The sequence below is a fragment of the Candidatus Accumulibacter contiguus genome (assembly GCF_036625285.1).
Classification (GTDB): Bacteria; Pseudomonadota; Gammaproteobacteria; order Burkholderiales; family Rhodocyclaceae; genus Accumulibacter; species Accumulibacter contiguus.
This window is the reverse complement of record NZ_JAZKUC010000001.1, coordinates 3,156,651-3,183,040: the sequence shown is the minus strand read 5'-3', so window position 1 is coordinate 3,183,040 and position 26,390 is coordinate 3,156,651. Positions and strand designations below refer to the sequence as shown.

Sequence of the window (26,390 nt, the reverse complement as noted above, 5' to 3'; positions counted from 1 at the left end):
CCCGGCAAGTCTCCCACTCGCCATGACGCGTCAGCGGGCGAACCCGGTAAATCGAGAGCAGAGCGATACCGTCAGGAACTGCAAGAAAGCATCGAACACCCCGCCCGGTGTCTCGCCCAGTCAGGCCGCTTGGCGCTGAACGCTTCCCGCCCCGGCTGTTCGTCATAGGGATGGCGCAAGACTTCCAGCAAATCGTGAATCATCTGCGTGTCGCCCTCTTCCGCGAGGTCGATCGCCTGCTGCGCCAGGTAGTTGCGCAGCACGTAGCGTGGGTTGGCGGCGTTCATCCGTGCGGTACGTCGCTCTGTCGGTTGCCCTTCCTGCCGCAGGCGGGCAGCGTAGCGCTGCAGCCACTGCAGCAGATCGCCGGCAAAACGCTGCCGGAGATCTTCACGGTAGAACGACCCCTGCACGACATCGACGCTCGGTTGCTCGATGTCCAGCCGTGCCAGGCTGCGGAAAAACTCGCTCATGTCGATCTCCGTCCGATGCATCAGTCCGTAGAGATCCTCGAGCAGGTCGACATCGTCTTCCTGCCAGCGTTCAAGGCCCAATTTGCCAGCGAAGGCCGCACGGAATTCGTTGGCATAGACCTCGCCATAACGTTCGAGCGCGTCGGCCAGAGCGCCGGGTCTGGGCATCAGCATCGCCAGTGCCTCGGCCAGTCGTTCGAGATTCCAGAGCGCGATCGCCGGTTGCCGGGCAAAGCAGTAGCGACGGGTCGAGGCGTCGGTGGTGTTGGGTGTCCAGCCGGGATCGAAATTGTCGACCCAGCCATAGGGGCCGTAGTCGATGGTCAGGCCGAGAATCGACATATTGTCGGTATTCATCACCCCATGCACGAAGCCGACGCGCATCCAGTGCACCATCAGGCGCGCGGTGCGCTCGCAGATTTCCCTGAACCAGGCGGCCAGGTCGTACTCGGGGCCAGCGACCAGTTCGGGGAAGTCGCGTGTCACGGTGAACTCGACCAGGCGCTGCAGCAGGGCGCGATCGCTGCGCGCCGCCAGCAGCTCGAAATGGCCGAAGCGGGTAAACGAGGGTGCGACCCGGCAGACCACCGCACCCGGTTCGGCGACCGGATGCCCGTCGTAGAACATGTCGCGGACAACCGCTTCGCCGGTGCCGACGAGACTCAATGCGCGTGTCGTCGGCACGCCGAGGTGATGCATCGCTTCGCTGCACAGGAATTCGCGGATCGATGAGCGCAGCACCGCGCGGCCGTCGGCGCGTCTTGAGTAGGGCGTCGGGCCGGCACCCTTGAGTTGCAGTTCAAAGCGCTGTCCCTGACGGTTGATCGCTTCCCCGAGCAGGATCGCGCGGCCATCGCCGAGCTGTCCGGCCCACTGTCCGAACTGGTGGCCACCGTAGCAACTGGCATAGCTGGTCATGCCGGGCAGCAGTCCGTTGCCGGACAACGCGGCGAGCACTTCGGGTGCGGCCATCGACTGTTCGTCGAGATCGAGCGCTGCCGCCACCTCGCGCGAATACGCGAGCAGGCGCGGCGCGGCGACCGGCGTCGGATCGACCGGCGACCAGCAGGCGCCGAAGACCTGCCGCGACACATTGTTTTGCTCGGGGTCACCCGGCAGTTCGCGCAGAAAACGATTATCGAAGGTGAGCATGAAAAGACCGTGTCAGGAGAGCGGTGACGAGCCGGCGGCATTGCTGCGCCATGTGAGGCGTGTCAGCGTATCAGGAAATCAACCCTGTCTGACCAGTTCGACGATCCGGGCAGTATCCAGTGTTCGCGCTCTGGCCTGCATCTCGGGCAGGTAACGGCTTTGTAGCCCTTTGGCTTCGCCGAGCATGTCGTCGAAAGCTGCACGCAGCATCGGCGCCGAGAAGCTGCGGCCGCCGGCGTAGTAGCGTTTGGCGACGTGCCCGAGCGCATAGGTGCTGGCGAAACTCATTCCCGAACTCACCGCCTGTTTGCCGAGGCTGCCCAGGAGGCCGCCACCGATCTTGCCGAGCAGGCCGCCGAGCAGCTTGCGGCCAGCCTGTTCGAGATACTGCGAGCTCAGCCCGACGCCGAGGGTTGCAAGAAAATCCTTGATATGGCCGCGATCGAGTTCGAAACCGTAGGATTTGCCGATGCGATAGACCAGTTTCATCTGCAGCGGGATGATCGCCATCGTCGCCAGCGATTCCGGCAGCAGTTCGAGTGCGCCATTCAGGATCGCGGCATTGAGAATCGCCTGCTCCAGTTCCGTCTCGCTCAGCGTAGACGCATGCTCGGCAGCAGGAATGGAGGCGGGTGCCGGCGGCGGGATCTGTGAGCTGCTGCTGGCGCCTGCAGCAAGCGGCAGCGCCGCGATGGCTTCCGCCTGTTGGCTGTAGACCGCCGACTGCTGCAGGTCGAGCGCGAGAGCGCTGCGCAGTTCAGCGAGAAAAGCCTGTTCGGCAGCACTTTGCACGCCGTCGGCGTCACAGACACAGACCGCCATTTCAAAAGCGAGCTGTTGCGCTTCCGGGGAGGTCAGCGTGGCCACGGTTGACGCCATGGATACGCGCTTGAGCAGCACATCCTGATAGAGCGCGGCGATATTGATCGATCCCTCGCCGGCCAGGGCGTCGGCGATGCGCTTGAGTTCGGCACGCTCGGATTCGTTCTTGTGGCCGTCGGCAAAGGCGGCCATCAGGCAAAGGGTGAGAATGGCTTGTTGTTCCTGCTCGTTCATGCGAAGTGTCTCCTGGGAAATGGTGGTTTGGCCCGGCGAGTATCCGGAAGTTCCGCGCCACGATCAAGACGGATGTGTTGCCAGTGCGCTGCGCTCGGGCATTCAGCGAGTCGGCAGCCGCACCAGAACTTCCAGGCCGCCGCCGGGCGCGTCGGCCAACAGCACCTCACCGCCACAAGCGACGGCGATTCGCCGCACGATCGCCAGACCGAGTCCGCAACTGCCGTCGGTGGCGCGCGCCGGTTCGAGCTGGGCGAAGGGTTCGAGGGCGCGGCTGCGATCTGCGCCGGCGATTCCCGGCCCGTGATCACGCACGCGCAGCGTCGCGATGCTTGTACTGGCCAGTGCCAGTTGCACCTCGACCGGTGGCGCACCATGCTGCAGGGCGTTGTCGATCAGGTTGTCGAGCAAGCGTTGCAGATTGCCGGCGGTGATCGCCACCCGGCATTGCGCCGCGGCGTCGCTGACCGTCAACTCGACGGCACGGCCGAGTTCGCGCTGGCGGGCGACGCCCTCGCGCAGCAGCGCCGCGATGGCCAGCGGCGCTGGCGCAGCATCGGGGTTTTCGCTGCGCAGGAAGGCCAGGCATTGTCCGACGATCCGCTCCATGTCATCGACGTCGCGCACCAGGCCGGCACATTCGCTACTTCCTTGCGCATCGCCGGCGAGCAGCGCCAGACGCAGACGCAAGCGCGTCAGCGGTGCCCGCAGGTCATGCGTCAGACCGGCGAGCATCTCACGCCGCTCGGCCGCTGCTGCGGCCAGTTGGCCAAGCATGGTGTTATGGCGCTCGGCCAGGCGCCGCACCTCGCGCGGACCTTCCGGTATCGCCGTGCGTGCAGCGCCGTCGCCGGTCGCCGCGACGGCGTCGCCGAGGCGTGCCAGCGGACCGACGATGCCATGCACGAAAAGGCCGGCGATCAGCAGCACGGCGGCCAGCGTCATTGCCAGAAACAGCCACAGATCGGTGGGTAGCGCCTGCGGTTCGAAGCGCGGTGGCGGCAGCAGCAGCCACCAGCGCTCGCTGCCGGCCATGAAACCGATCCACAGGCCGCTGCGCTGTCCAGGACCGCCGTGCCGGAGCAATACCGGCTCGCCGAGACGTTCGGCGAGATCGTTGGCGAGGCGGCGGGCGAAGGGAAAGCGTGGCTGGTGGAGCGGTACACCGCTGCCATCCGGACGCAGTTGCAGTCCCTGCTCGCCGGCATCGGCAGCACTCAGAGCCTGGCGGGCGGCATCGCCGAGTCCCGGCAGCACCACCTGCAGCAGACGCACCTGGCCGGCGATCAGTTGCACCGTCTGATGGACGTGCGAGCTGCGGCGGAAGTGCCCGAGCAGCGAGAAGGTGGCAATCTCCGCGACGGCGATGACGGCAATCACCAGCAGCACCGTCCGTCCGGCCAGCGAGGCGGGGAAGATTCTCATTCTGCAGCGGCGTCGCCAGGCGCATCCGGAACGAAGACATAACCGATTCCCCACACCGTCTGCAGATAGCGCGGGTGGGCGGGATCGGTCTCGATCAGGCGCCGCAGGCGGTGGATCTGAACGTCGATGGCGCGGTCGAAGGATTCGCTGGCGTCGCCGCGCGTCAACTCGAGCAGACGCTCGCGCTTCATTGGCTGCCTGGCGTGATGGATCAAGGTGTTCAGCAGCGCGAATTCGCCACTGGTCAGCGTCACCGCCTGATCCTTTCTCGACAACTGACGCGCAGCACGGTCGAAGAGCCATTCGCCGAAGCGCGTCACGCCTCCCTCGGGATCAGGCGCCACCAGCGAGCGCGCTCCACGTCGCAGTACCGCTTCGATGCGGGCGACCAGTTCGCGCGGGTCGAAAGGTTTGCCGAGGTAATCGTCGGCTCCCATTTCCAGGCCGATCACCCGGTCGACCGGCTCGTCGCGCGCGGTCAGCATGATCACCGGTCGCATCTCGCCGCGCGCGCGCAGCCGCCGGCACGCCGCCAGACCGTCTTCTCCGGGCAGCATCAGGTCGAGTATCAGCAACTGCGGCTGGTAGCGTTCGAGAAAGGCATCGAGCTGGCGCGTGTCGGGGAGCAGCAAGGTGTCGAAACCGTGTCGGCCGAGATAGGTGGCGAGCAACTGGCGCAGCTCGGCGTCGTCGTCAATGAGGAGGATTTTTTTCATGGTCGTGGCGATTGTGGCGATGAACTGCATTCTATGCCGTCGGCGGCGCCGGTCCGGGCGAAAGAAACAATTTGCAACGCGACGCCGTGGCGATGAAATCGTTTGAAATGCGGGGAGGAGCAGAATGGCTGCATCGCGAAAGGGGCAGGCAAGCGTGCCCGTCGCGATCGATCAACCCCACTTTCAGGAGTCACTCCATGCAATCGAAATTCACCCCCCGTATTCTCGTCGCTGCACTGATTCTGGCGCTCGGCGCCGGCGGTGCGGCTTTCGCCATGAGCCCCGAGCGCTGCGGCGCGCCCGGCGGCCGGATGGAACATCGGATGCAATACCACATGAAAGAGATGTCACGCCTGCACGACGACCTCAAGCTGGACGCCAGGCAGGATGCCCTCTGGCAGGACGCCGAGCAGTTCAGTAGGACCAGCATGCGCGAGATGGGCGAGCAGTGGCGCAAGCACCACGAGGAAGTCCTGGCCAGCGTCAGCAAACCGGGTGCCGACCTGCGCGCCGTCGTCAAGCAGATGGACGAACTCAAAGATGCCGGCCGCAAGCAGCGCGAAGCCGGCCGCGACCGCTGGCTGGCGGTATACGACAGCCTCGACGCCGCGCAGAAGGAAAAAGCGCGCCTGTTCTTCAAGAGCAAGATCGAACGGATGGGGCAGGGCGGCCGCTTCGGGCCGGGTGGTCCCGGTGGTCCCGGTGGCCCGGCCCGTTACTGAGCCGCAGCGCTTCTCTCCTCCCGCGACGATTTTCCCTTTCTCCGGTGCGGAGGAGAGTCCGGGGGAGGAAGGTGTGTCCTACAGCGGCCATCCCGCTGTTCATGATTGTCGCGGGGAGATTGAAGATCTCCATAAAATCATCCGGCTCTCCAGGTTGACTTTGACGTCACAATGATTAGCATTGCGACTCCTTTCTTACAAACCACTTTGGAGAATCAGATGAAATTGAATATCAGCGCAACGTGCCTCCTGCTATCCATGCTGTTCAGCGGAGCCGCTTTTGCCGATGCCGATGACAGGAAGTGGATTTCTCAGTGTATCAAGGACAACAAGGGCGAAGGCGCCACCGCTGAGGTGGTCCGCAAGTACTGCGTCTGCATGAACGACAAGATGGACGAAAACGAAACCCGCTCCATTTCCGTATGGGAAAAGGCCAACCCCAAGGCCATGCATGATTGCGAGAAGCAGTCCGGCTGGAAGTAAATACCCAGCGATCGGGTGATTTCGGGGCCGGGGAAACCCGGCCCCTGCATTACTGTGTTGCTGTTGGCACGAGGTAACGGATCATTTCGTTGAGGAAAGCGCGGCGGATTGCATCGTAGCCTCGCTGATTGGGATCCTCGAGGTTCGCGAAATACCAATACGTTGGATCTTCGGAATGGTAGTGCGGATGCCTGGAATCACGATGATGCAGTCCGTGACCGAGTAAGGTTCCATGCACGTCGACGACATGTACATTGGCGCGTGCGGCTGCGGCTTCACGGATGTGGCGATTGAATTCAGCATGGATGCGCAGTCCATCCGGCCAGGCCGGGAACGGTTTGATGAATCGCAAGAACACATTCACACGCTCGATGTCGCCAACACCATCGGTGGGATCGAAGATGGTCGCGATGAAGATTTCACAACCTCCGGGAAAACGCGCACTGATCGCGTCGAGCAGTTGATCGAGGCGTTGACGAAAGGCTGCGGCGTACCGCTGTCCATCGCTCCAGGTCGCTCCATAGAGAGCCTCGTCACGCGGCGGGCTCGCACCATAGTCGTGAATGAGGTCGATGCCGCCGGTGGAGAGAACGACAACGCCACGAGTGCTTTGTGACTGTAAAGGAATGAGGGCGATCTGGTAACGAAGATGATCGCCGGAACTGGTGGAGTTTTGCGCGAGGTTGAGCACCCGCAGCTTCGCGAAGACGTGTCGCAAGTCCTTGCCGGTCATGTCCGCTTCGTCTCCGTCGGGTACCTTGACCAGTCGGTCGAAGAAGCCGAACCCAGGCGGTGCGCCAAAGCCCGTGACGATGCTGTCACCCAGTCCCAGCAGCAGCACATCACCGTCGTTCCAGGATGAAGCGAAGGCTTCGGCCGGCACGCCCGGGCCAGCGGGGCCAGATCCCATCCCCGGATGGATGTCGCGGTAAAGCACGTAAAGCACGCCCGCGAGGCACAGCATGATGAGGACAAACTTGAGCCGGATCTGATGCCAGCGCGGCTTATTCATGGTTGTGGTCTTGGTCATCGGGGGATGCGGTGTTCATCAAGGGGCAGCAATTATTCTCTTGCGGTGACTGCTCACGAACCGACTTTCTACCGTAGCGGCACGGCGGAATCGGCGAACGCCCTCCTTCCGGATCGAGCGGACAGCGGCAGGAACCACTCGCCAAGCCGACGACGCGTGCTATTCGATCCGCAGATCATCCGGCGTGTCGATATCCCGCTGGACGCCAGGATCATCCGACGCGATGAGCGTGACCGACCGGGGGTGATCGTCCAGGATTCGCCTGGCGCCGACGTCGCCTTGCAGGCCGGCGAGGTCGGCAAACCAGCGCCGGGAGAAACCGACCGGGTGGCCCCGGCGTCCGCGATAGACGGGCGCGACGATGTCGGCACCGTTTCTCAAGGCCTGCAGCAGCGAATGCAAGGTCGCGGCCGTCAGAAAAGGCATGTCGGCCAGAGCCACGAGCCATCCATCGGCGTCGGCGCTCGCTCGAACGGCGCAGGCCAGGCTGCTGCCCATGCCGGCTTCGGCCTCCGGAGCAAGCCGTACATCGACCGCGGTGTCGGTCAGGAGCCGGCGCAGTTCGGTCTGTTGGGGGCGCAGGATGCTGACCGAATGGGGGCAGACGGCGATCAGGGTCCTGGCCGATGCGATGGCCATTGGCGTGCCATCGCGCAGCCGGTGCAGAAGCTTGTCGGCGCCGAAGCGGCGCGAGCAGCCTCCAGCCAGCAGGATGCCGACGAGTTCGCCAGCCGTCCTGCTCATCAAGCGAGCGGCGGGCCCGCGACGGCGGCCTTTGCGGCCGCTGTCGATTCGTGCCGGTACGGGCCGTTATCGGCTGTCCGGGTCACGATGCCGTATTTGGTGGCCGTCATTTCGGCCAGAATCGATAGCGCGATTTCCGGCGGGGTCCTGCTGCCGATCGCCATTCCCACCGGTCCGTGCAGCCGGCCGACCTGTTCGGCGCTGAGATCGAAATATTGCATCAGGCGCTCGCGGCGCCTGGCGTTATTGCGCCGCGATCCCAGTGCACCGACATAGAAAGCCGGCGATTTGAGTGCTTCGAGCAGGGCCAGATCGTCAAGCTTCGGATCGTGGGTGACGGCGACCACCGCCAGGTGCGGGTCGGGACGCATCGCCTGGACGACGTCATCGGGCATGCCGTCGGCCAGACGGCTGCCCGGCACCTGCCACGCGTCGCGATACTCCGGCCGCGGATCGCAGATGGTGACGGCGTAATCGAGCGCCTGCGCCATTTCGGCGAGGTAGCGCGAGATCTGGCCAGCGCCGATGATCAGCAGGCGCCAGGCCGGACCATGCGGGGTTCGCAACAGCTTGCCGTCCCAGTGGATCGATTCCCCCGGCACCGCGTCAGCGAGGCTTGCCTGGCCAGTGGCGAGAGTGAGCGAGCGGACGACGAGCCTGCCGCACGCCAGTTCTTCCTCGAGTTGGGCAAGCAAGGAAACGCAAGGACGGGGCTCGATGACCAGTTCGAGCGTCCCGCCGCAGGGCAGGCCGAAGCGTTCGGCCTCGGCCCGCGTCACGCCATACGTCTGGCTGAAAGGAAGATCTCCGGCCAGCTCCCCTGCCCGCAGGCGGCCGATCAGGTCGTCCTCGATACAGCCACCCGAAACCGAGCCACAAACCCGCCCGTCCTGGCGCAAGGCCATCCAGGCGCCAGCAGGGCGCGGTGCCGATCCCCAGGTCCGGACGACGGTCACCAGCGCGAAGCGGTAACCTTGCTCCGCCCAGCGTCGCACCTCCGAGAGCACCTGCCGATCGACGCTGTCCATTCTCAGGCACGCAGGTCTTCGGCACGGAACGGCAGACGGTCCGGATACTTTCCGGTTGCCGCGCCGATCGCATTGGCCACCGCCGGGGCGAGCGGCGGAACGCCAGGCTCACCGACACCCGTCGGCTTGGCCGTCGAGGGAACGATATGCACCTCGAGCCGTGGCATCTCGCCGATCCGGATCGGCCGATAGGTGTCGAAATTACCCTCGACCACGGCGCCCTCCTTGAGCGTGATTTCGCCATGCAGAGCGGCCGACAAGGCGAAGCCGACGGCCCCTTCGATCTGTGAGCGGATGTTGTCGGGATTGATCGCGATACCGCAGTCGACGGCACAAACGACCCGATCGACCTTGACCGTGCCATCGGCGGCAACCGTCACTTCGGCAACCTGTGCGACATACGAGTGAAACGACTCGTGCACCGCGACGCCTCTGCCGCGCCGGGTTCCCTTGACGCCAGCCGGCAGCCGTGTTCCCCAGCCGGACTTCTCGGCCGCCAGTCGGAGGACGCCGCGATGCCGGGGATGATCGGCCAGCAGTTCGAGGCGCCAGGCGACCGGATCCTTGCCAGCGGCTCTCGCCACCTGGTCGAGGAATACCTCGGTCGAATAGGCGGTGTGCGATGAGCCGACCGAACGCCACCAGAGCACCGGCACGTCGATGTCCTTCGGGGTGTGCAGGTCGACCAGCAGGTTGGGAATCGCGTACGGCAGGTTGGCTGCTCCCTCAACCGAGACGGCGTCGATCCCGTCCTTGACCATCATCGACTCGAACGGCGAGCCGAGCAGGATCGACTGGCCGACCAGCCGGTGCCGCCAGCCGGTGAGCTGGCCGCCCGCGTCGAGGGCGGCTTCGAGGGCATGGTGGAAGAGCGGCCGGTAATAGCCCGCCCGCATGTCGTCCTCGCGCATCCAGACGAGCTTCACCGGCGCCTTGCCGCCGATCGCCTTGACGATCTGTGCCGCTTCCACGACATAGTCGGAATGCGTATTCGCCCGGCGGCCAAAGCTGCCGCCGGCATAAAGCATGTTGATCCGCACCTGTTCCGGCGTGAGGCCGAAGATCGCCGCCAGGCGCGACTGGTCCGCGGTGGCCATCTGTTCGCCGTTCCAGACCTCGCACCCCCGTTCGCTCAGGCGGATGACACAGTTCATCGGCTCCATCGCCGCATGCGCGAGATAGGGGAAGTCGTACGTTGCCCGGACGATTCGGGCCGCGCCGGCAAAGGCCTGCTCGGTATTGCCGACCCGACGGGCGACCAGGCCGGGCGATTTTGCCATTTCGCGATAGCGCGCCACGATTTCCTCGCTGCCGAGCTTGAACGAGCGGCTTTCGTCCCAGTCGACCTGCAGCGCATCGCGCCCTTTTTTCGCGCTCCAGGTATCGCTGGCCAGCACCGCGACGCCGGAAGGAATCTGCACCACATCGACGACGTTCCGGACGCGCCTGGCCGCGCTGGCGTCGAAACCGCGAACCGTGGCGCCGAAACGTGGCGGATGCGCGACGACGGCAACCAGCATGCCCGGCAACTGAATGTCCTGCGTGAATTGCGCCTGGCCATTGGTCTTGTCCACGCTGTCCTTGCGCGGTGCCTGCTTGCCGATCAGCCGGAAATCCTTGGCCTCCTTGAGCACCACGCTGGCTGGCACCGCTTCCCGGGCGGCGTCCGCGGCAAGTTCACCGAAACGCGCTTGCCGCTTCGACCGGCGATGGCTGACGATGCCGTCGCGCACCGTGATCTCGCCCGCCGGCACCTGCCAGCGCCGGGCGGCCGCGTTGACCAGCATGGCGCGGCCCGCCGCCCCGGCGGCGCGCAGCTGGTCCCAGGAATTGGCCATTGCCGTACTACCGCCAGTGCCTTGTGACGCTCCCCAGAACAGATTGTTGTAGCGCGATGCGTCGGCCGGTGCGCCCTCCAGGCGGACAGTCTGCCAGTCGGCGTCGAGTTCTTCGGCGAGGATCGTCGCCAGACCAGTGTAGCTTCCCTGACCCATCTCGAGATGTTTGGCGATCACCGTCACGCTATCGTCGGTGCCGATGCGCAGGAAGGCGTTCGCTTCGAAGGGCTGGCCGGCCGGCGCGGCGGCTTTTCCGGCCCCGGCCGGGGCGGCGATCGCTGGCAGGCAGAAACCCAGCGTCAGACCGGCGGCGCCTTGCAGAAAGCTCCGGCGGCTGGCATTGGCAATCTTCGTGTTGACCATTTCAGCTCCTAGGCAAGGGATCGGGCAGCTTCGTGGATTGCCGCACGGATGCGCTGGTAGGTCGCGCAGCGGCACAGGTTGGCCGACAGCGCATCGTCGATGTCGCTGTCGGTCGGCTTTCGCTGGCGGCCGAGCAGGGCGATCGCACTCATGATCTGCCCGGATTGACAGTAGCCGCATTGCACGACATCGAGTTTACGCCAGGCCGCCTGCACCGCCCGGCCGACGCGCGACTGGTGTGCGGCTTCGATGGTCGTGATCTCGCGTCCCGCGACCGCCGAGACCGGCGTCAGGCAGGCGCGTGCCGGGACGCCGTCGACATGGACGACGCAGGCGCCGCACAGCGCCTGGCCACAGGCATACTTGGTTCCGGTAAGCTGCAGCGTGTCGCGCAGCACCCAGAGAAGCGGCGTGTCGGGGGCAACATCGACCTGCCGAGGCTGGCCATTGACTTTGAGCTGAAGCATGAGGCTCTCCTGCAGTGGATTGAAGTACACGGCGCAAGTATCGACTCCCTGGCCGCGTCTGTGGTCGAGGCCGGCCAGTTCGTTCAGCCCTTGCGCCTGTCGCGCTCGCCGCGGGCAAAAGGCGGGCATCCTTCCGGCCTGCCCGCCACGGCAAGAGCGCCGCCCGCGAAACCGCACGCCCCCGCAGGCTACTCGATCGGCACGTTCGTCCGCGTCGCCGAGGCCGTCTTGGGCAGTGTCACTTCAAGGATACCATCCTTGAACGCGGCTTTGGCCGCTTCCTGGACGATGATCAGCACCAGCATGCCGAAGGCAGCCAGACTCACGAAATAGCGCAGGAAGTCTCTTGGCTGAAAGGTCGTCGAAGGCGGCACGGAGATTCACTAGTCGCCTCGTCCGCTCCCTGCGCGGGTCCGTCGGCGGCGCGCTGCGGTTCATTCGTCGATCGGCACGGCCTTGAACGCGGCACTCGCCTCGAGTCTGTCGGCCAGCCTGGCAAGTGCCGGGTAGTCACTCGCCGGCCACTCGTGTGGCAGGACGTAGCGAACGAAACCGATCCCGGCAACGGTAGTGATGTCGGCCTGTGTCAGGCGGCCTCCGACCAGGAAATCGCCGGCGAGCCGTTCTTCGAGCATGGTGAATGCCTGCCGCATCTGGCCGCGCAGGCGGCCCGTCCAGTCGGCCCATTGCAACTCGCCGGGGCGCTTGCGCTCGTATTCGATGGCCACCGCTTTCTCGGTCGCGACGATCGCCAGCGCCATCATTTGCTGCACCTGCCGGCGCTCGGGACCGCTGCGCGGCGTCAGAGGCAGGATGTCGCGTTCGCCGGCCAGTTCGTCGAGATAGTCGAGAATGTAGGCGCTTTCAAAGAGCTTCTCGCCGCTCGGCAGCGTCAGCATCGGCACCTTGAAGAGCGGGTTGAGGGGCCGCATGGCATCCATGTGCCGGAACACCGACAACGACAGGTGTGTGAAGGGAATCGCGTAGAGGTTCATCGTCACCGCCACGCGTCGCACGAAGGGTGAATCATAGAGACCCAGCAACTGGTGTGGCGTGGCTTCCGTCAAGTCCGTCATCTTTTTCTCCAATCGTCAATGGTTGATGCGATCCGGGCATCCGTCCGGACGTTCATATCCAGGCCGACGCAACGCGGCTTAGCCTGAACTTCGGCAGGCACCAGCGCCGCCCAAAGGTTCCCGCCGGCGGCGCCAGCCGGATCTTCGCCGGCAGGTCGGCGTCCGCGCCCGCCGCCGGCCACGCTTCGACAACGACCCTGCCCGCACCCGCGATACGATGGCGGTCGCCGGGAAGCAGCCAGATATCGCGACCACCCTTCTCTTCGGTCAGCCAGATGCGCGTACCGAGCGCGACGACTGTCCAGCCGGCGAGCCGGTCGAGGGAAACGGCCTCGGCGGCACGCACTTCAAACTCGATGTAGGGTAACAGAGCGGTCATGGGGTTCTCCTTTGCTGGCGGTAGTGCCTGCCCGGTCCTGGACAGACAGTGCGATTCTCATCGTCGCGCGAAGCAAGTACAATCGAATTGTTCTCACGTGACATGTGAAGCAAATTGACAGATAGCCGACGTAGCCCACCGCTGGGCAGCCTGCGCGTTTTTGTGGCGGCCGCGCACAGCGAGAGCGTCACCAAGGCCGCCGCGCAGCTCCACCTGACGCATGGCGCGGTCAGTCATCAGTTGCGACAGTTACAGGACTACCTTGGCGTCGCCCTGTTCGAACGTAGCGGCCGCGGCCTGAAACTGACGACGCAGGGCGCCGCCTATGCCGAGCGGGTTTCGCGGGCACTCGCCGAGATCGGCAAGGCGACCGAGCAACTGATTGCCGCACGCGACTACCGCCGTCTGCGCGTGACCTGCATGCCATCGTTCGCCGCGCGCTGGCTGCTGCCGCGGCTCGGCAGCTTCATCTCCTGCCATCGTGAGCTCGATGTCGAGGTGCAATCGAGCGCCCGGCTGGCCGACATCAAGGGGGGCGAAACCGACGTCGCCCTGCGTTTCGGCCCTGGCCGTTACCCGGGACTCAGTTGCCGGCTGCTGATGAAGGACTGGTACTACCCGGTTTGCTCACCCGAGTTCATCGCTCGCCACGCGCTGGTCAGCCCGGCGCAGTTGCAGGGACTGCCGCTGCTGCGCTCGAACGATGAACTGTGGCAACCATGGTTCGGTGCCGCCGGCGTGGTGGTCGAGGAGCCTCAGCGGGGTGCGGTGTTCGATGACTCGAGCCTGATGCTGATGGCCGCCGCCTCGGGCCAGGGCGTGGCGCTGGCCCGGCATACGCTGGCCGTCGACGATCTGACAAGCGGACGCCTGTGCCGGCCTTTCACGATGGCCGTTGAGTCGCCTTTCTCCTACTTTTTCGTCTGCCGCCTCGCCGACGAGCAGCACGCCGCTGTCGTCGCCTTTCGTGACTGGCTGTTCCAGGAAGCCGCTCTGTATTGCCCGCCTGACGGCGAACTCGCGGTGGCCCGCAGCGACCCGCCAACGCCGCAAGAAGGCAGCGGCACCGCTGCGCAGTGACTCCAGCCATCAGGCGCTGAACTGCTGCGCCGCCAGGCGCGCATACCAGCTGCTGCGCTCGACCAGATCCGCCAGCGTCTTGTCGCTCTTCAACGCCGCCAGTGCCACTTGCGCCTGGAATGCCGGTGTGTGGTTGCGTCTCGCCCTGCTCGTCATGCTCTTGGGTGATTTCCGCAAAACGCCATACCAAGAGTCATCGCGTTAGGCCGGGCTCAGGGCCAGCAAAACAAGCCAATGCGGTAGTTGTTCGGGATCTTGATTCCCGGAAATCGCCCTAACGGTCATGGCTATTGCAGGCACCACCGATCATGAAAGTCATGACCGTTAGACTTTATCGGAAACGGCCTTGATTATCGTTCTGGCCATCGGTAGCGCTGACGACCCGCCCTGCCCACAGCCCGTATCGGATGCCAGTGGCTGCGTAGCGGGGGTGGGCCGGAACGATGATCAAGATTGCAGCCGCTGCTACGCTCGAACGACCAGACACTGCAGAAGTCGATTGCTACCCGGTTTGAGCCACTTTCGAACCGTGCTCGTGCGCGTACACCCAGGTGAACTCGGCGCCGACCCACACGTCCCGCCAGGCGATTTTGGCTCGTGGCATGAACTTGTAGATCATCGCGAAGAGTACAGTCGTAATGGCGAAAGAGATGCTGAAATCGAGCGCATGCAGAAGCGCTTCCCAGCCTGCGAAAAACCCATCCCACAATTTTTCGAATGCGGCGATCGCCGCACTGACGATCAGCGAGACCAGCAGCAGAAACCCCAGTCCCAGGACCAGGCCGAAAGAAAGCAGGCGCTTGCGCAGCAAGGTCCATAGGCCGTTCTCCGTGGCCGCGGCGGGAACGCGCCAGATGCGGTCAAGGTCGCTCTGTAATTCTCCGAACACAGTGGTTGGCCCCGATGATCGGCGTAATGTTGCTGACCACCAGCGCAATCGAGAACAGCGTGTAGTAGGCCAACGCTGCGCCCATGCTCGGGGCGTAATCGTCCACCCACGCCCTGACGGATTTCCTGCTCAGATCCCAGAGTTGCTTGAGGTGCATGCCGGTCTCCTGGTGTCGTTTCCCCGTGTCATCTTGCTTGCCCGCTCCAGTTGGCGCAGTGCTTTTGCGCGGCCTGGCCGTTGCATCGCATGCCTCACCGTAACAGCAGTTGTAACGTCTTGAGCACCTGCGTCAATACGCTCGGGCTTGCCGGGTAAACCACCGCCATTGGTTTGCTGCGGCTACGGCAGAGATAGCCCAGCACGAGGGCACCAAGCAGTACGCCGCCGATGACTAGCGGTGAACCGATGTGGCGGCGTAGATTCGCCCGTGCCGCCTGGTATTCGGCAAGCACAGCCATGCGTGCTTCGGCAACCTGCTGTTCGGCCAGAACAATCGAGTCAGTGTGTTTATTCATGTGGATTCATGTCGATTCCCTCCCGTCGGAAATTCGCCGCAGTTGCCGCCGCGTTGCCGGGAAGAGCAGGTATCGGCTCTGCTGAATCACCATCAACACGACTCCGCCGGCGCCCGCAAAGCTGAGCAATGCCGCGATCGACAGCGCCCATTCCCAGCCGACGATCTGGTTCTGAACGAGGGTCAGCACGACGCAGGCCAGCATCGTCAGCCAGCCGGTGAGCGCCAGCAGGGTGGCAACGAGCGCCAGCAGGGTGGCAACGAGCGCCAGCCCCACCATCCATGCCAGACTCTGGCCGGCCTGTTGGCATTCCAGCATGACCAGAGCGAGGAAGCGTTCGCCGACGGCGCGAAGCGAAGCAATCAGCGATACCATCGATCCGGTGGCCATCGGGGACTGCATCACACTATTGCCAATACGGCGTGCACTCGTAGAACGCGTGCACTTCGCTGTTCCACTTTTCATCTGCCATCGAAGGCCAATGTTCCGGATCGAATCCAGGCGCCGCTTCCAATCGCTCCTTGGCAATATCAAGATAGTAGGAGCCTATCGTCACGTTGTACTTGAGCGCGCCGAACGGAACTGCGAAGAGTTTTCCTCCCATGCCGAGAAAACCGCCAAAAGAGAGGACCGCGTACGCAACGCGACCGGTGCAGGGGTCGATAACGATTTCCTTGATGTTTCCGAGGCTTTCGTTTTCAGGGTTAAGCACTTTCTTGTCGGTGATGCTCGAAGCTTTAATGGGAGGGTTTGAAAATGTTTGCGTTGCACTCATCTTGCTTTTCCTTCTGCAGGGTGGATGGAAACAGGAATTCAGCGCTGTTGATCTCCGCAGGTGGGAAATACATCCGGAGAAGCCCACACGATGAATTCCAGCGCTCAGGATAGGTGGGGAATCGCGCAATATCTGTGCGTTGGCAAACATAAGGGGGAAACGGCCTTGATCATCATTCCGGCCAAAGCCGAGTGCTGCACCTGGTGAAAGTCCTGCGGAAGCGTGGCAGGACCCTCGAAATCACGTACCCTTGGAAGTGCAAACCAACCGAGGGAGAAGGAAGATGCTCGAAGGTCCTGCCGGGATCGACTCCAGACACGAGGCCGGTGCCACGGCGCGCTGCACGGCCATCGATGGCCGGTGGGTCGTGAGGCGCCGCTCGCGCCTGGATCGGGCGGAGCAGCGTGAAACGGCCAGCGCGCGCTTGGCAGCGGGACAGCCGCCCAGGCGTGCTGGGCGGTTGAGCGGGCGGCCCAGCAGGCGTACGAAGACCCCTCGCCACGTCCCTGCGGTCGCCCGTCCGCATCCACGCCGCCGTGAGCGATGTAGTGCAGACCGAAAGATCGTTTTCAGCGCAGCAGCTCCGGCGTGGAGGGCCGCAACGCTCAACTGGCCCTGCATCACCATGGCTGCCATCGCCTGAGCGACCGCAAGCTCTCGGCGCTCACCGCCGTGCACCACTACTACATCCGGCGTGCCGACGACCTCGCCCGTCCAAGCCGCCCTATCTGATGCCGCTGGCGGCGTAGCGGGGATGGCCGGAATGATGATCAATGCCTCAAAACCGTACTTTCGTTACTGGGGTAAGGCCAAGCCGCAAGACGGCAGTGGGACGCAGTTTCATCTGTTGCCATATCACTGTCTGGATGTCGCGGCGGTCGGGTTGGAATTCTGTCGCAAGGCGCCCGCATTCTGTCGTCTTCTCGGCCAACGACTGAACTTTAATGATCACGTGGCGCTGCAACGATGGATCGTGTTCTGGCTTGCCATACACGATCTCGGCAAGTTTTCCGAAGCCTTTCAGAGCCAACGGCCAGACTTGTTCAAGGCCATGAGAGGTCGCCCGCCGGACGCCAGCAAAGAGTACAAGCTTCGCCATGACAGCCTGGGCATGCAGTTCTGGAGCAAGCCTCTCATGGACTACGTGAAGAAGGATGTGTGGTTTGGCCCTCAAACCGGATTATACGAGTGCGGACTCAACTACTGGGCACGCGCAGTGACGGGACATCATGGTCAACCGCCGCAAGAGGGTGGTTCATGGAAAGCCAATTTTCATTGGCAAGATGATCCGTATGCAATTCTCGAATTCACAACAGACATCAGAGCCCTGATCTTTGAGGATCGGGAGGCGGCCATTCCCACCATGCTCGACCCGGAAGCCTTTGAGTTGGCGAGTCAGGATCTGTCATGGTGGATGGCGGGATTGGCTGTTCTCGCGGACTGGCTGGGCTCCAATACGGACTACTTTGCGTATCGTGCCGACACGGAAAATCCGCTGCCACTGCGGGAGTATTGGGAGCACGCCAGGCGGCAAGCCGTCGTTGCGCTTGATCATTCCGGCGTGTTGCCTTTGAATGTCGGGCGCGCATTAGCGTTCGATGCGCTTTTCCCCAGCATCATCACGCCATCTCCACTGCAGGCCTGGGCTGCAACGGCCGAGCTTTCGCAAGGCCCACAGATTTATCTGCTGGAGGATGTGACCGGCGCGGGCAAGACCGAAGCGGCTGTTTTGCTTGCACATCGTCTGATGGCGGCAGGGCATGCCGATGGCTTCTTCATCGGCCTGCCGACCATGGCCACGGCTAATGCGATGTACGGCCGCATTGCGCAAGTCTATGCGCGCCTGTTTGAAGAGAACGCCAGTCTTGTGCTGGCGCACGGTCAGCGCAATCTGGTGGAGGCGTTCGCGGAATCCGTGATCCCTGCCGGCCCAGTTGATGCAGACAAGCAGCAGTTGGACGAGACGGCGAGCGCCCGTTGTAGTGCCTGGCTGGCCGACCACAACAAACGTGCGCTGATGGCTCCGGCAGGCGTCGGCACGCTCGATCAGGCATTGCTGGCCGTTCTGCACAGCAGGCATCAGTCGCTGCGCCTGCTCGGATTGTTCCGCAAGGTGTTGGTAGTGGACGAGGTGCATGCCTGCGACACGTACATGCAGGGCATCCTCGAGAACCTGCTGATCTTTCATGCGCGTGCCGGTGGAAGCGCCATCCTGTTGTCGGCAACGCTGCCGCAACGCATGAAAAAAGCACTGTTACGGGCGTTTGCGCGCGGATGTGGATGTCAAAGAGAATTGTCAATGATGGCGGGTCGGACCGACTACCCGCTGGTGACTTCCTGGCATAGCGATCGGCCCGATCGTCCCGCCGAGATTCCCATCGCCACACGCGACGATGTAAAGCGCACGGTCGCCGTCGACTATCTCAGTGATGAGGCGCAAGTCATTGCAGCCATCGAAACGGCGCTTGCTGCCGGCAAATGTGTTTGCTGGATTCGCAATACGGTAGCCGATGCCTTGGAAGCCTGTGCACTCTTTCGGGGCAAACTGCCTGCCGACAAGCTCACCCTTTTTCACGCCCGCTTCGCTTTGCGCGACCGCCTGCACACCGAACGCAAAGTGTTGACGTTATTCGGTAAGCGCAGCACACCGGCACGGCGGCGGGGCCGATTGGTCATTGCTACACAAGTCGTCGAGCAAAGCCTGGATGCAGACTGGGATTTCGTCGTCAGTGACCTCGCACCCATTGATCGTCTCATCCAGCGCGCCGGTCGCCTGCAGCGTCATCCACGTGATCAGCAAGGGTGGCGTTTGCAAGACCCTGCCGCACGCGACCAGCGCGGCGAACCCCGTTTGTGCGTATTCGGCCCGGGGTGGACAGATGTGCCTAAGGCTGACTGGTTCAAATCCGCGTTCAGGAAAGCGGCCAACGTCTATTCCCACCATGGCCAGCTCTGGCTGACCGCGAAGGCGCTGCAAAACGGCGGTTTTGCCATGCCTGGCGGTGCCCGCAGTCTGATCGAGGGCGTATTCGGAAGCGATACGGAGATTCCGACCGCGCTGGAGCACAACGCCAATCAGGCGGAAGGCAAAGCCTACGGTGACGCCAGCCAAGCCCAGCAGAACACCGTGAAACTGGAGTTGGGATATGTAAGAGGTGGCTTCGACTGGTGGAGCGAAGCCAAGACGCCGTCGCGTTTGGGCGAGGCGAGCGTGAACGTCGTGTTGGCGCGTTGGGAGACTGGCCAACTGGTGCCTTGGTGTGCGCACGCGAATCTGCGGCATGCCTGGGCTTACAGCACGGTTCGCGTCGCCGAGCGACTGATCGCCAAGACGGCAGAGCCCAAGGACCCCGAACGGCAGGCAGCCCTGGAGCAGGCACTGCTGACATTGCCGGGGAGGGGCCAGTGGGCAGTTCTGCTGCCCCTGGAGTTGATCAATGAGGCATGGACCGGAGAGGCCTGGAGCAAGAAATCCGGCCAAGAGGCATTCGTACTTCGACGCTGGCAATACCAGAGCGAAAGCGGGTTGCTTGGGTTGGAAGCACCGGACGAGGACTCGTCCGGTGCCACCCCGCGATAGCGAGGAACATTGCCCAGCAAAGGGCTGGCGAACCGACTTGGTACGGTTCATCCCCATCGGAATGAGGAACACGGCGATAAGTGTCTCACAAAAACAGGAAAAAACTCTTAGGCGAACCAACTTGATACTTTGTAAAATTTGCATCGCTCCACATTTCCTGCTAGACTTTGCTCATCTTGCTGGTATTGCAAATCGCCTCCCGGCACTCCAAGCACCGGGCGGGCAGGTGCAGAAAAAGCAAGAGCGGACGGCCTCGAAAATCGCCCGGCTACCCAATTTCGCACGAAGGGATGCATATGGTTTCACTATTGTCTGAACCCTGGATGCCTGTGCGGTGCCGTGACGGCAGCCGAATGTGGATTGCCCCGGATCGCTTATCCGATCCTGACCTTCTGGCATTCGATGCTGACCGGCCCGATTTCAACGGTGCGCTGGCGCAGTTTGCTGTGGGTCTGTTGCAGAGCAGCACCCCCATGAATAGCGAGACGGCATGGGGTAAATGGTTTGCAGAGCCGCCGCCGGCGAACGTTCTGAGCGAATGGTTTGCGCCCCTCGCCCCGGCTTTCGAACTGGATGCTGAGGGGGCTCGCTTTATGCAGGACTTCAGCCTGACCGCTGAAGAAGGGGTATCCAATGAGATCGGTACGTTGCTCATCGAAACGCCTGGTGAAAACGCGCTCAAGAACAATAGCGATCATTTCATCAAGCGCGGACGCATCTCGGCCATGTGCCCGCATTGCGCTGCCACCGCCTTGTTGACCCTGCAGATCAATGCGCCAGCGGGAGGTGTCGGGAACCGGACCGGGCTGCGCGGTGGAGGGCCATTGACTACCCTGGTCGTCAGCATGTCGATCGATGGACCTACCCGTTCCCTGTGGCATGACTTGTGGCTCAACGTACGCGATCGCAGAGGGTTTCTGGGTCTGTGCGGTGATGCCGGCAAGTCAGCACTGTACTTCCGTTTTCCGTGGATGAACGATATGTCAGCTATCCAGAAAACGGGTGGTGAGACTACGCCTGTCCAGGTGCATCCGGATCAGGTGTTTTGGGCCATGCCGCGTCGCATACGCCTGGACTTCGACACCGTTTGCAGCGGTGAATGTGACGTCTGTGGTCGAGCCAGCAAACAACTGATCGGACAATACATCGCCAAAAACTACGGCTTCAATTACAAGGGAGCCTGGCTCCACCCCTTCTCACCGTACTATGAGACCAAGGAAGAGTGGCTGCCACTGCATCCGCAGCCTGGCGGCTTCGGCTATCGCCACTGGCTCGGCTGGGTGTTTGGACAAAGCACCGGCAAGAAGAAGCAGCGGCGCGCCAGCGTGGTGGAACATGCGCTCGCCCACCGACGTGGGGAATTGCGTCTGTGGGCTTTCGGCTATGACATGGACAATATGAAGCCACGTTGCTGGTACGAAGCGACCATGCCGCTCTATGGCCTGGCCGACTGTGATGAAGATGCCCAGCAATGGGTGGAGTCGCAGGTGGAGATTTGGCTCGCGGGCGCCGATTTGGCGGCGTTCTACCTGCGCTCTGCCGTCAAGGATGCCTGGTTTGGCGCAGACGCGCGTGGGGATTTCAGTGCCATTGATGCGGCTTTCTGGAACGTGACCGAATCTGCTTTCTATATGCAGTTGCAGGAAGTGATCGATCTCACCCGACAGGGTCTCGAGGGCGACATGCTGCAAGTTCGGCAGAGATGGCACCAGGTACTGATGAAAACTGTCGCTTCGCTATTCGATGAGGTATTTGTTGGAGCCGGCCAGGTGGAGCGGCAAAAGCCTCAACGCGTGGCCCTGGCATACCAGCAACTAAATAGAAACATGCGTGGGCCGAAAATGCGGCAGGCCCTTCATCTGCCGTCATCCGTAACCGATAAACCAAGGTCAAGCAAGAAGGTCACACAAATGGCCGCCATCTGACGGTCATGGCTGTTGCAGGCATCCTCGATCATGGAAGCCATGACCATGTCCCTTCCTTGCTGGGCGCATTCCGGCTGGCACGCCGGAATTGTTCGATAGGCACGGAGCCATGCTCCGCGAATTTCCCATCTCGCCTCCCGACCCCCCAAGCGGGCGAGGGGAGCCCTTCGACAAGGCTCAGGGCAGGATTCGTGAGTCGCTGACGCGACTTTCACATTAAGGAGTCCCGTATGGCTGTTTACTTCACGAAAGACGAAGGGAGTGGCAAGGTCTTGTTCGACTGGTGGGAAAATTTGGACCAGGATCGCGCGAGTCGCGCGGTGCTGCGCAGAGCATCGTCACCCACTGAGATCGCGTTGCTCCCTGCTTATCAAAGGTTATGCAGGCGTTTGGGCGCGCTGAACTGGAAGGCGTGGGAAAGGGATCGATTTGCCGTCGTCGTCGGTGTGCTGTCGCATATAAAAGCCAACGACGCACGCTCACCGGCGCAGGCCATGAGCAAGCATGAGCCTGTCAAGCCGGGAGACAAACCTCCCGTCAGCGAACTGCGCTTCATGCGACTGCTCGATTCCCCCGACCCGGATTCCCTGTTTTCGGGCATGCGCCGCGTTCTTCCCCTGATGCGCAGCGTCGATGTCATCGTGCTGGCAAATGATCTGATGCACTGGGGCGATGCGGTCAAGAAAAAGTGGGCTTATAGCTATGAGTGGCCTGATGAATCCGTTCGCTAAATTCTTTCTCAACTCTTTTCAGGAAAACACGCGATGTCACGCTTTGTTCAGCTTCACGTTCTGACCAGCTATCCACCCTCCAACCTGAATCGCGACGATACCGGTCGCCCAAAAACCGCGTTGATGGGCAATGCGACGCGCTTGCGTCTCTCATCGCAAAGCCAGAAGCGCGCGTGGAGAACCTCGGACATTTTCGAGATTTCCCTGGCGGGGCACCTCGGTAAGCGCACCAAGTGGATGGGCAAGGAAATCTTCAAGGCGCTCAAGACTGCCGGCATTACAGAAAAAGCCGCCCGCGAATGGACGAAGGCCATCGCAGCTCGTTTCGGGAAGCTGAAATCGGACAAGAAGACGGAAAATGACGAGGATCTGGAGATTGAGCAATTGGCACACTTCAGCCCGGAAGAAATAGCCGCCATTGAAACCCTGACCAACCAGTGTGCTGAACGTGGCAGCGCCCCGACTCAAGACGAGTTGGCGCTTCTAAGCAAGCCCAGGCGTGCCGTGGACATTGCCATGTTCGGCCGTATGCTGGCCGATACACCGGCATTCAATGTCGAGGCTGCTGTGCAGGTGTCGCATGCGATTACCGTGCACAAGGCGGCAGTGGAAGATGACTACTTTGTCGCCGTGGATGACCTGAACAATGGTCAGGTGGACAGTGGCGCTTCGCACATCGGTGAACGCGGCTACGGCGCTGGCCTGTTCTACCTCTATCTGTGCATTGACCGGGAATTGCTGAAAGAAAACCTCGGCGGTGACGAGGCACTCACCGCCAGATCCCTGGAAGCCCTGGTCAATGCCGTGACCAAGGTATCTCCGACCGGCATGCAAAACAGCTTCGCCTCTCGCGCCTATGCCAGCTATGTGCTGGCCGAAAAAGGCAATCAGCAGCCACGTTCGCTGGCGCAAGCTTTTCTCAAACCGGTCAAACCATATGACGAACAGGACATGCTGGCAGAGGCAGTGAAGGCCATGACCAAGCGCTATGAAAATTTCGACAAGGTATATGGCAAGTGCGCGGAGCTGCGCTACCACATTGATGTGGAGAAGGGAGAAGGCACGCTGCCGGAACTCGTCGCCTTCGTACAAAGTTGAAAGCCATGGATTTTCTGGTCTTTCAACTGCAGGCGCCGCTGGCGTCCTGGGGCGGCGCAGCGGTGGGCGAGTATCGCGGCAGCTACGAGTATCCCGGTGAATCAGCCCTGCTCGGCTTGCTGGCCGCCGCACTCGGCATCCGGCGCGAGGAGGATTCGACGTTGGCAGGACTGAGGCAAGGCTATGGGTTTGCCGTCGGCGTGCAAGACGGGGGCACCTTGCTGCGGGATTACCACACGGCCCAGGTGCCGGGACGTGCGGCACTGAAGGGGCGGCCGCAGGCGACGCGACGTGACGAGTTGGCGGTGCCAAAGCGCGAGTTGAACACCATCCTGTCAACACGGGATTATCGGCAAAATGCCGCGTGCGTCGTGGCGGTGCAGGCGCGCGTAGACGCGCCGTATCCTTTGGATACCTTGGCAGGCGCGTTGCGAACGCCGCGCTTTGTACTGTATCTGGGGCGCAAAGCCTGTCCGCCTGCAGCTCCTCTGTACCCGACAGTGATCAATGCCGATTCGGCGCGGGCTGCCTTCGAACAATACCTGGCGCGGCTTGAACAGTTGCATTTGGCGCATCCGGATGCTCGGGGGCGCTCGCTCTTGGAGGATGTGGCTCCGTTGGTACGAATCGCCTGGTCCGACGGTGTCGCTGCCGGTGTAAATCCCGATCTCAGCGTGCCACGCAAGGATCGCGTGATTCGTCGCAAGGGCTGGCAGTTTGGTGATCGCACCGAGCATATCTGGTTGCGGAACGAAGGAGTGTGACCATGTACTTCACCGTGATCACGCCATCGCCCGGCAGAGAACGCGAGGCAGCGCATCAGCGGGCGATAGGCCCTTACGCCGAACATCAATGGCTGTGGCACTTTTTTCCTGCGGCAGAGAACTCCCCCAGGGATTTTCTGTTCCGGAGAATGGACATTGACGGCCTTCCGCGTTTTTACCTTGTCTCGAAACGATCTCCGCAACTACTGAATGGCGCTTGGCGCGTCCAGACGCGAGAATATTCGCCACGTCTTGCCGCAGGCGCGTTCTTACGCTTCGACCTCCGGGCAAATCCAGTCGTCACGATCAGTAGGGACGGAAAGTCTGCACGTCACGATGTCGTCATGCAGGAAAAAAAACGCCTGCTCGCAGAACGCGGTCTTGCCTGCTGGAATCAGTGGAAAGGGAACGACAGGCCCGCGCTCCATGAACTGGTGAGTGATACCTGTGGGCAATGGCTGTTCTCCAGATCTCCGCGGCTGGGTTTCGAAATCGTGCAGGAAAGCCTGTTGGTAGAAGCTTATACGCAGCACGCCGAGAAGAAGGGGAGTCTGCGGTTCAGCAGCGTGGATTTTTCCGGGGTATTGAGAGTGACTGATGCTGCGGCATTTTCTGATGCTTTGTACGGTGGCATTGGGCATGCAAAAGCATTTGGCTGTGGCCTGTTGCTGGTGCGTGCGGCATGATCTACGGGTTTACAGCCAAGACAGGTTCATGTGAAAGTCGCGTATGCGACTCACGAATCTCCCCTCCCCCCTCGCGGGGGAGGGGTTGGGGGAGAGGGAAACGGTCATGACTTTCATGATCGGGGGTGCCTGGAAAAGTCATGACCGTTAGCTAGGGAGCTTTATTCATGCTGCCACCTCTCAAACCCATCCTGATCAAGGAGCGTTTGTCTGTCGTCTTCGTGGAACGGGGTGAAATCGATGTCGTTGATGGCGCTTTCGTGCGCGTGGATCAACAGGGCTTGCGAGTGCGACCTGTGCTCACACACATCCCGATCGGTGGGGTTGCCTGCATCATGCTGGAGCCCGGCACGCGCGTGTCGCATGCTGCCGCGGCACTGGCTGCGCGCGTTGGTACTTTGCTGGTATGGGTCGGCGAAGCGGGGGTGCGCCTGTATTCAGCCGGGCAACCGGGCGGCGCGCGTGCCGATCGTTTGCTGTATCAGGCCAAGCTGGCGCTCGACGAGGTGTTGCGACTGAAAGTGGTGCGCAAGATGTACGCGATTCGTTTTGGCGAGGAGCCGCCAGCGCGGCGCAGCGTCGAACAACTGCGTGGGATTGAAGGCGCACGGGTGCGGCGCAGCTATCAGTTGCTGGCACAGAAGTTCGGCGTCAACTGGGGTGGGCGCGACTATGACCCGGAAGATTGGGATGTGTCCGATCTGCCGAATCGCTGTTTGTCATCCGCGACGGCAGCGCTCTATGGCGTGACCGAGGCCGCCGTGCTTGCCGCTGGCTACGCCCCTGCCGTTGGTTTCATTCATACCGGCAAGCCCTTGTCTTTCGTGTATGACATTGCCGATATCTATAAATTTGAGACGGTGGTGCCGGCCGCTTTCAAGGTGGCTGCCAACCCGCCAGCGAACCCGGAACGTGCCGTGCGGCTGGCGTGCCGGGATATGTTCCGACAGACCAGGTTACTGGACCGTATCATCCCGGATATTGAGAATATTCTCGCAGCGGGCGAGATTCCGCGCCCGGAGGCACCTGCCGATGCAGTCGGTCCCGCCATTCCCAATCCGGAAAGCCTCGGCGATGCTGGTCATCGTTCTTGAAAACGCGCCGCCACGTTTGCGTGGCCGCTTGGCAATCTGGCTGCTCGAAGTGCGGGCGGGTGTTTATGTCGGCAACTATTCGCGTAAAGTTCGGGAAGCGATCTGGGAGCAGGTGGGGAAGGGCATCGAAGACGGCAACGCGGTGATGGTCTGGCGCTCCAACACCGAATCGGGATTCGACTTCGAAACGCTTGGGGCGAACCGCCGGGTTCCGTCGGAGATCGATGGAGTACGCCTGGTTAGTTTCTTTCCCGAGCCCAAGGAAGGCGATCTTTAACAATTCGGAAAATGGGCTTCCCAC

29 protein-coding genes and 1 pseudogene are annotated in these 26,390 nt (G+C 62.3%); 12 read left to right on the top strand and 18 right to left on the bottom strand.

The features are described 5' to 3' along the window. Window positions 1–71: 71 nt before the first annotated feature. The 4 genes from V5B59_RS15300 to V5B59_RS15285 all read right to left on the bottom strand — a co-directional run bounded on the left by V5B59_RS15300 (window position 72) and on the right by V5B59_RS15285 (window position 4,822). Entirely contained in the window at window positions 72–1,625 is a 1,554-nt protein-coding gene (locus tag V5B59_RS15300; protein WP_169069955.1) for a protein adenylyltransferase SelO, read from the bottom strand. Between the two features lie 78 nt (window positions 1,626–1,703). Next, a complete protein-coding gene (locus V5B59_RS15295; RefSeq protein ID WP_169069956.1) occupies window positions 1,704–2,681 on the bottom strand; it encodes a YcjF family protein in 978 nt (325 codons plus the stop codon). Window positions 2,682–2,783: 102 nt separating this feature from the next. Continuing rightward, entirely contained in the window at window positions 2,784–4,106 is a 1,323-nt protein-coding gene (locus tag V5B59_RS15290) for an ATP-binding protein (protein WP_169069957.1), read from the bottom strand. Beyond that, window positions 4,103–4,822, bottom strand: a complete 720-nt coding sequence (locus V5B59_RS15285) for a response regulator (RefSeq protein WP_169069958.1) — start codon at window positions 4,820–4,822, stop codon at window positions 4,103–4,105. The genes V5B59_RS15290 and V5B59_RS15285 overlap by 4 nt, the downstream gene beginning before the upstream one ends. A 197-nt stretch (window positions 4,823–5,019) precedes the next feature. Between V5B59_RS15285 and V5B59_RS15280 the strand changes: the two genes are divergently transcribed. Next, window positions 5,020–5,544: a periplasmic heavy metal sensor gene (locus V5B59_RS15280; protein WP_169069959.1), complete on the top strand. Its 525-nt coding sequence runs from the start codon at window positions 5,020–5,022 to the stop codon at window positions 5,542–5,544. A gap of 219 nt (window positions 5,545–5,763) precedes the next feature. Continuing rightward, the gene (locus V5B59_RS15275; protein WP_169069960.1) at window positions 5,764–6,027 is read left to right on the top strand and encodes a hypothetical protein; all 264 of its coding nucleotides are present in this window, start codon (window positions 5,764–5,766) and stop codon (window positions 6,025–6,027) included. Between the two features lie 49 nt (window positions 6,028–6,076). Here the strand turns inward: V5B59_RS15275 and V5B59_RS15270 are convergent, their stop codons facing one another. The 8 genes from V5B59_RS15270 to V5B59_RS15235 form a co-directional block, all read right to left on the bottom strand. After that, the gene (locus V5B59_RS15270) at window positions 6,077–7,057 is read right to left on the bottom strand and encodes an SGNH/GDSL hydrolase family protein (RefSeq protein ID WP_169069961.1); all 981 of its coding nucleotides are present in this window, start codon (window positions 7,055–7,057) and stop codon (window positions 6,077–6,079) included. Window positions 7,058–7,216: 159 nt separating this feature from the next. Then, a complete protein-coding gene (locus V5B59_RS15265; RefSeq protein WP_169069962.1) occupies window positions 7,217–7,801 on the bottom strand; it encodes a nucleotidyltransferase family protein in 585 nt (194 codons plus the stop codon). Continuing rightward, window positions 7,801–8,829: an XdhC family protein gene (locus V5B59_RS15260; protein WP_169069963.1), complete on the bottom strand. Its 1,029-nt coding sequence runs from the start codon at window positions 8,827–8,829 to the stop codon at window positions 7,801–7,803. Before V5B59_RS15260 ends, V5B59_RS15265 begins: the two co-directional genes overlap by 1 nt. A 2-nt stretch (window positions 8,830–8,831) precedes the next feature. Continuing rightward, window positions 8,832–11,030: a xanthine dehydrogenase family protein molybdopterin-binding subunit gene (locus tag V5B59_RS15255; RefSeq protein WP_169069964.1), complete on the bottom strand. Its 2,199-nt coding sequence runs from the start codon at window positions 11,028–11,030 to the stop codon at window positions 8,832–8,834. 8 nt (window positions 11,031–11,038) lie between these two features. Further along, complete coding sequence (locus V5B59_RS15250; protein WP_169069965.1) at window positions 11,039–11,497, bottom strand: (2Fe-2S)-binding protein; 459 nt, start codon at window positions 11,495–11,497, stop codon at window positions 11,039–11,041. Window positions 11,498–11,685: 188 nt separating this feature from the next. After that, a complete protein-coding gene (locus tag V5B59_RS15245; protein ID WP_169069910.1) occupies window positions 11,686–11,871 on the bottom strand; it encodes an Hsp20/alpha crystallin family protein in 186 nt (61 codons plus the stop codon). A 60-nt stretch (window positions 11,872–11,931) separates the two neighbouring features. Continuing rightward, window positions 11,932–12,573, bottom strand: a complete 642-nt coding sequence (locus tag V5B59_RS15240; RefSeq protein WP_169069966.1) for a glutathione S-transferase family protein — start codon at window positions 12,571–12,573, stop codon at window positions 11,932–11,934. A gap of 52 nt (window positions 12,574–12,625) precedes the next feature. Continuing rightward, the gene (locus V5B59_RS15235; RefSeq protein ID WP_034920101.1) at window positions 12,626–12,952 is read right to left on the bottom strand and encodes a DUF2917 domain-containing protein; all 327 of its coding nucleotides are present in this window, start codon (window positions 12,950–12,952) and stop codon (window positions 12,626–12,628) included. A gap of 114 nt (window positions 12,953–13,066) precedes the next feature. Between V5B59_RS15235 and gcvA the strand changes: the two genes are divergently transcribed. Next, a complete protein-coding gene (gene gcvA / locus V5B59_RS15230) occupies window positions 13,067–14,032 on the top strand; it encodes a transcriptional regulator GcvA (RefSeq protein ID WP_169069967.1) in 966 nt (321 codons plus the stop codon). 9 nt (window positions 14,033–14,041) lie between these two features. On the opposite strand, the gene V5B59_RS15225 is transcribed toward gcvA, so the two are convergent. The 6 genes from V5B59_RS15225 to V5B59_RS15200 form a co-directional block, all read right to left on the bottom strand. Beyond that, window positions 14,042–14,188 carry a hypothetical protein gene (locus V5B59_RS15225; protein WP_169069911.1) on the bottom strand — a complete coding sequence of 49 codons (147 nt, stop codon included), beginning with the start codon at window positions 14,186–14,188 and terminating at the stop codon, window positions 14,042–14,044. Window positions 14,189–14,534: 346 nt separating this feature from the next. Next, window positions 14,535–14,921 carry a YhjD/YihY/BrkB family envelope integrity protein gene (locus V5B59_RS15220; RefSeq protein WP_288129338.1) on the bottom strand — a complete coding sequence of 129 codons (387 nt, stop codon included), beginning with the start codon at window positions 14,919–14,921 and terminating at the stop codon, window positions 14,535–14,537. Further along, window positions 14,893–15,078 carry a hypothetical protein gene (locus V5B59_RS15215; protein ID WP_248594773.1) on the bottom strand — a complete coding sequence of 62 codons (186 nt, stop codon included), beginning with the start codon at window positions 15,076–15,078 and terminating at the stop codon, window positions 14,893–14,895. The genes V5B59_RS15220 and V5B59_RS15215 overlap by 29 nt, the downstream gene beginning before the upstream one ends. Before the next feature lie 94 nt (window positions 15,079–15,172). After that, window positions 15,173–15,436, bottom strand: coding sequence for a hypothetical protein (locus V5B59_RS15210; protein ID WP_034909357.1), 264 nt, complete (start codon window positions 15,434–15,436; stop codon window positions 15,173–15,175). Window positions 15,437–15,442: 6 nt separating this feature from the next. After that, the gene (locus V5B59_RS15205) at window positions 15,443–15,826 is read right to left on the bottom strand and encodes a hypothetical protein (protein WP_169069968.1); all 384 of its coding nucleotides are present in this window, start codon (window positions 15,824–15,826) and stop codon (window positions 15,443–15,445) included. Window positions 15,827–15,842: 16 nt separating this feature from the next. Continuing rightward, complete coding sequence (locus V5B59_RS15200; protein WP_169069969.1) at window positions 15,843–16,211, bottom strand: PRC-barrel domain-containing protein; 369 nt, start codon at window positions 16,209–16,211, stop codon at window positions 15,843–15,845. A gap of 573 nt (window positions 16,212–16,784) precedes the next feature. Between V5B59_RS15200 and V5B59_RS15195 the strand changes: the two are divergent. The 9 genes and pseudogenes from V5B59_RS15195 to cas2e form a co-directional block, all read left to right on the top strand. After that, a pseudogene (locus V5B59_RS15195) lies at window positions 16,785–16,943 on the top strand (DUF6399 domain-containing protein); the annotation flags it as partial. Between the two features lie 22 nt (window positions 16,944–16,965). Then, a complete protein-coding gene (gene cas3, locus V5B59_RS15190; RefSeq protein ID WP_332352014.1) occupies window positions 16,966–19,791 on the top strand; it encodes a CRISPR-associated helicase Cas3' in 2,826 nt (941 codons plus the stop codon). Window positions 19,792–20,081: 290 nt separating this feature from the next. Then, entirely contained in the window at window positions 20,082–21,716 is a 1,635-nt protein-coding gene (gene casA / locus V5B59_RS15185; RefSeq protein WP_332352013.1) for a type I-E CRISPR-associated protein Cse1/CasA, read from the top strand. 230 nt (window positions 21,717–21,946) lie between these two features. After that, window positions 21,947–22,447 carry a type I-E CRISPR-associated protein Cse2/CasB gene (casB, locus tag V5B59_RS15180; protein WP_169069971.1) on the top strand — a complete coding sequence of 167 codons (501 nt, stop codon included), beginning with the start codon at window positions 21,947–21,949 and terminating at the stop codon, window positions 22,445–22,447. A 33-nt stretch (window positions 22,448–22,480) separates the two neighbouring features. Next, complete coding sequence (gene cas7e, locus V5B59_RS15175; protein WP_169069972.1) at window positions 22,481–23,545, top strand: type I-E CRISPR-associated protein Cas7/Cse4/CasC; 1,065 nt, start codon at window positions 22,481–22,483, stop codon at window positions 23,543–23,545. A 5-nt stretch (window positions 23,546–23,550) separates the two neighbouring features. Further along, window positions 23,551–24,309 carry a type I-E CRISPR-associated protein Cas5/CasD gene (gene cas5e / locus V5B59_RS15170; RefSeq protein WP_169069973.1) on the top strand — a complete coding sequence of 253 codons (759 nt, stop codon included), beginning with the start codon at window positions 23,551–23,553 and terminating at the stop codon, window positions 24,307–24,309. A gap of 2 nt (window positions 24,310–24,311) precedes the next feature. Continuing rightward, window positions 24,312–24,995, top strand: a complete 684-nt coding sequence (gene cas6e, locus V5B59_RS15165; RefSeq protein ID WP_332352012.1) for a type I-E CRISPR-associated protein Cas6/Cse3/CasE — start codon at window positions 24,312–24,314, stop codon at window positions 24,993–24,995. A 167-nt stretch (window positions 24,996–25,162) separates the two neighbouring features. Next, window positions 25,163–26,089, top strand: a complete 927-nt coding sequence (cas1e, locus tag V5B59_RS15160; protein WP_169069976.1) for a type I-E CRISPR-associated endonuclease Cas1e — start codon at window positions 25,163–25,165, stop codon at window positions 26,087–26,089. Beyond that, complete coding sequence (gene cas2e / locus V5B59_RS15155; protein WP_034909374.1) at window positions 26,070–26,366, top strand: type I-E CRISPR-associated endoribonuclease Cas2e; 297 nt, start codon at window positions 26,070–26,072, stop codon at window positions 26,364–26,366. The genes cas1e and cas2e overlap by 20 nt, the downstream gene beginning before the upstream one ends. Window positions 26,367–26,390 lie beyond the last annotated feature (24 nt).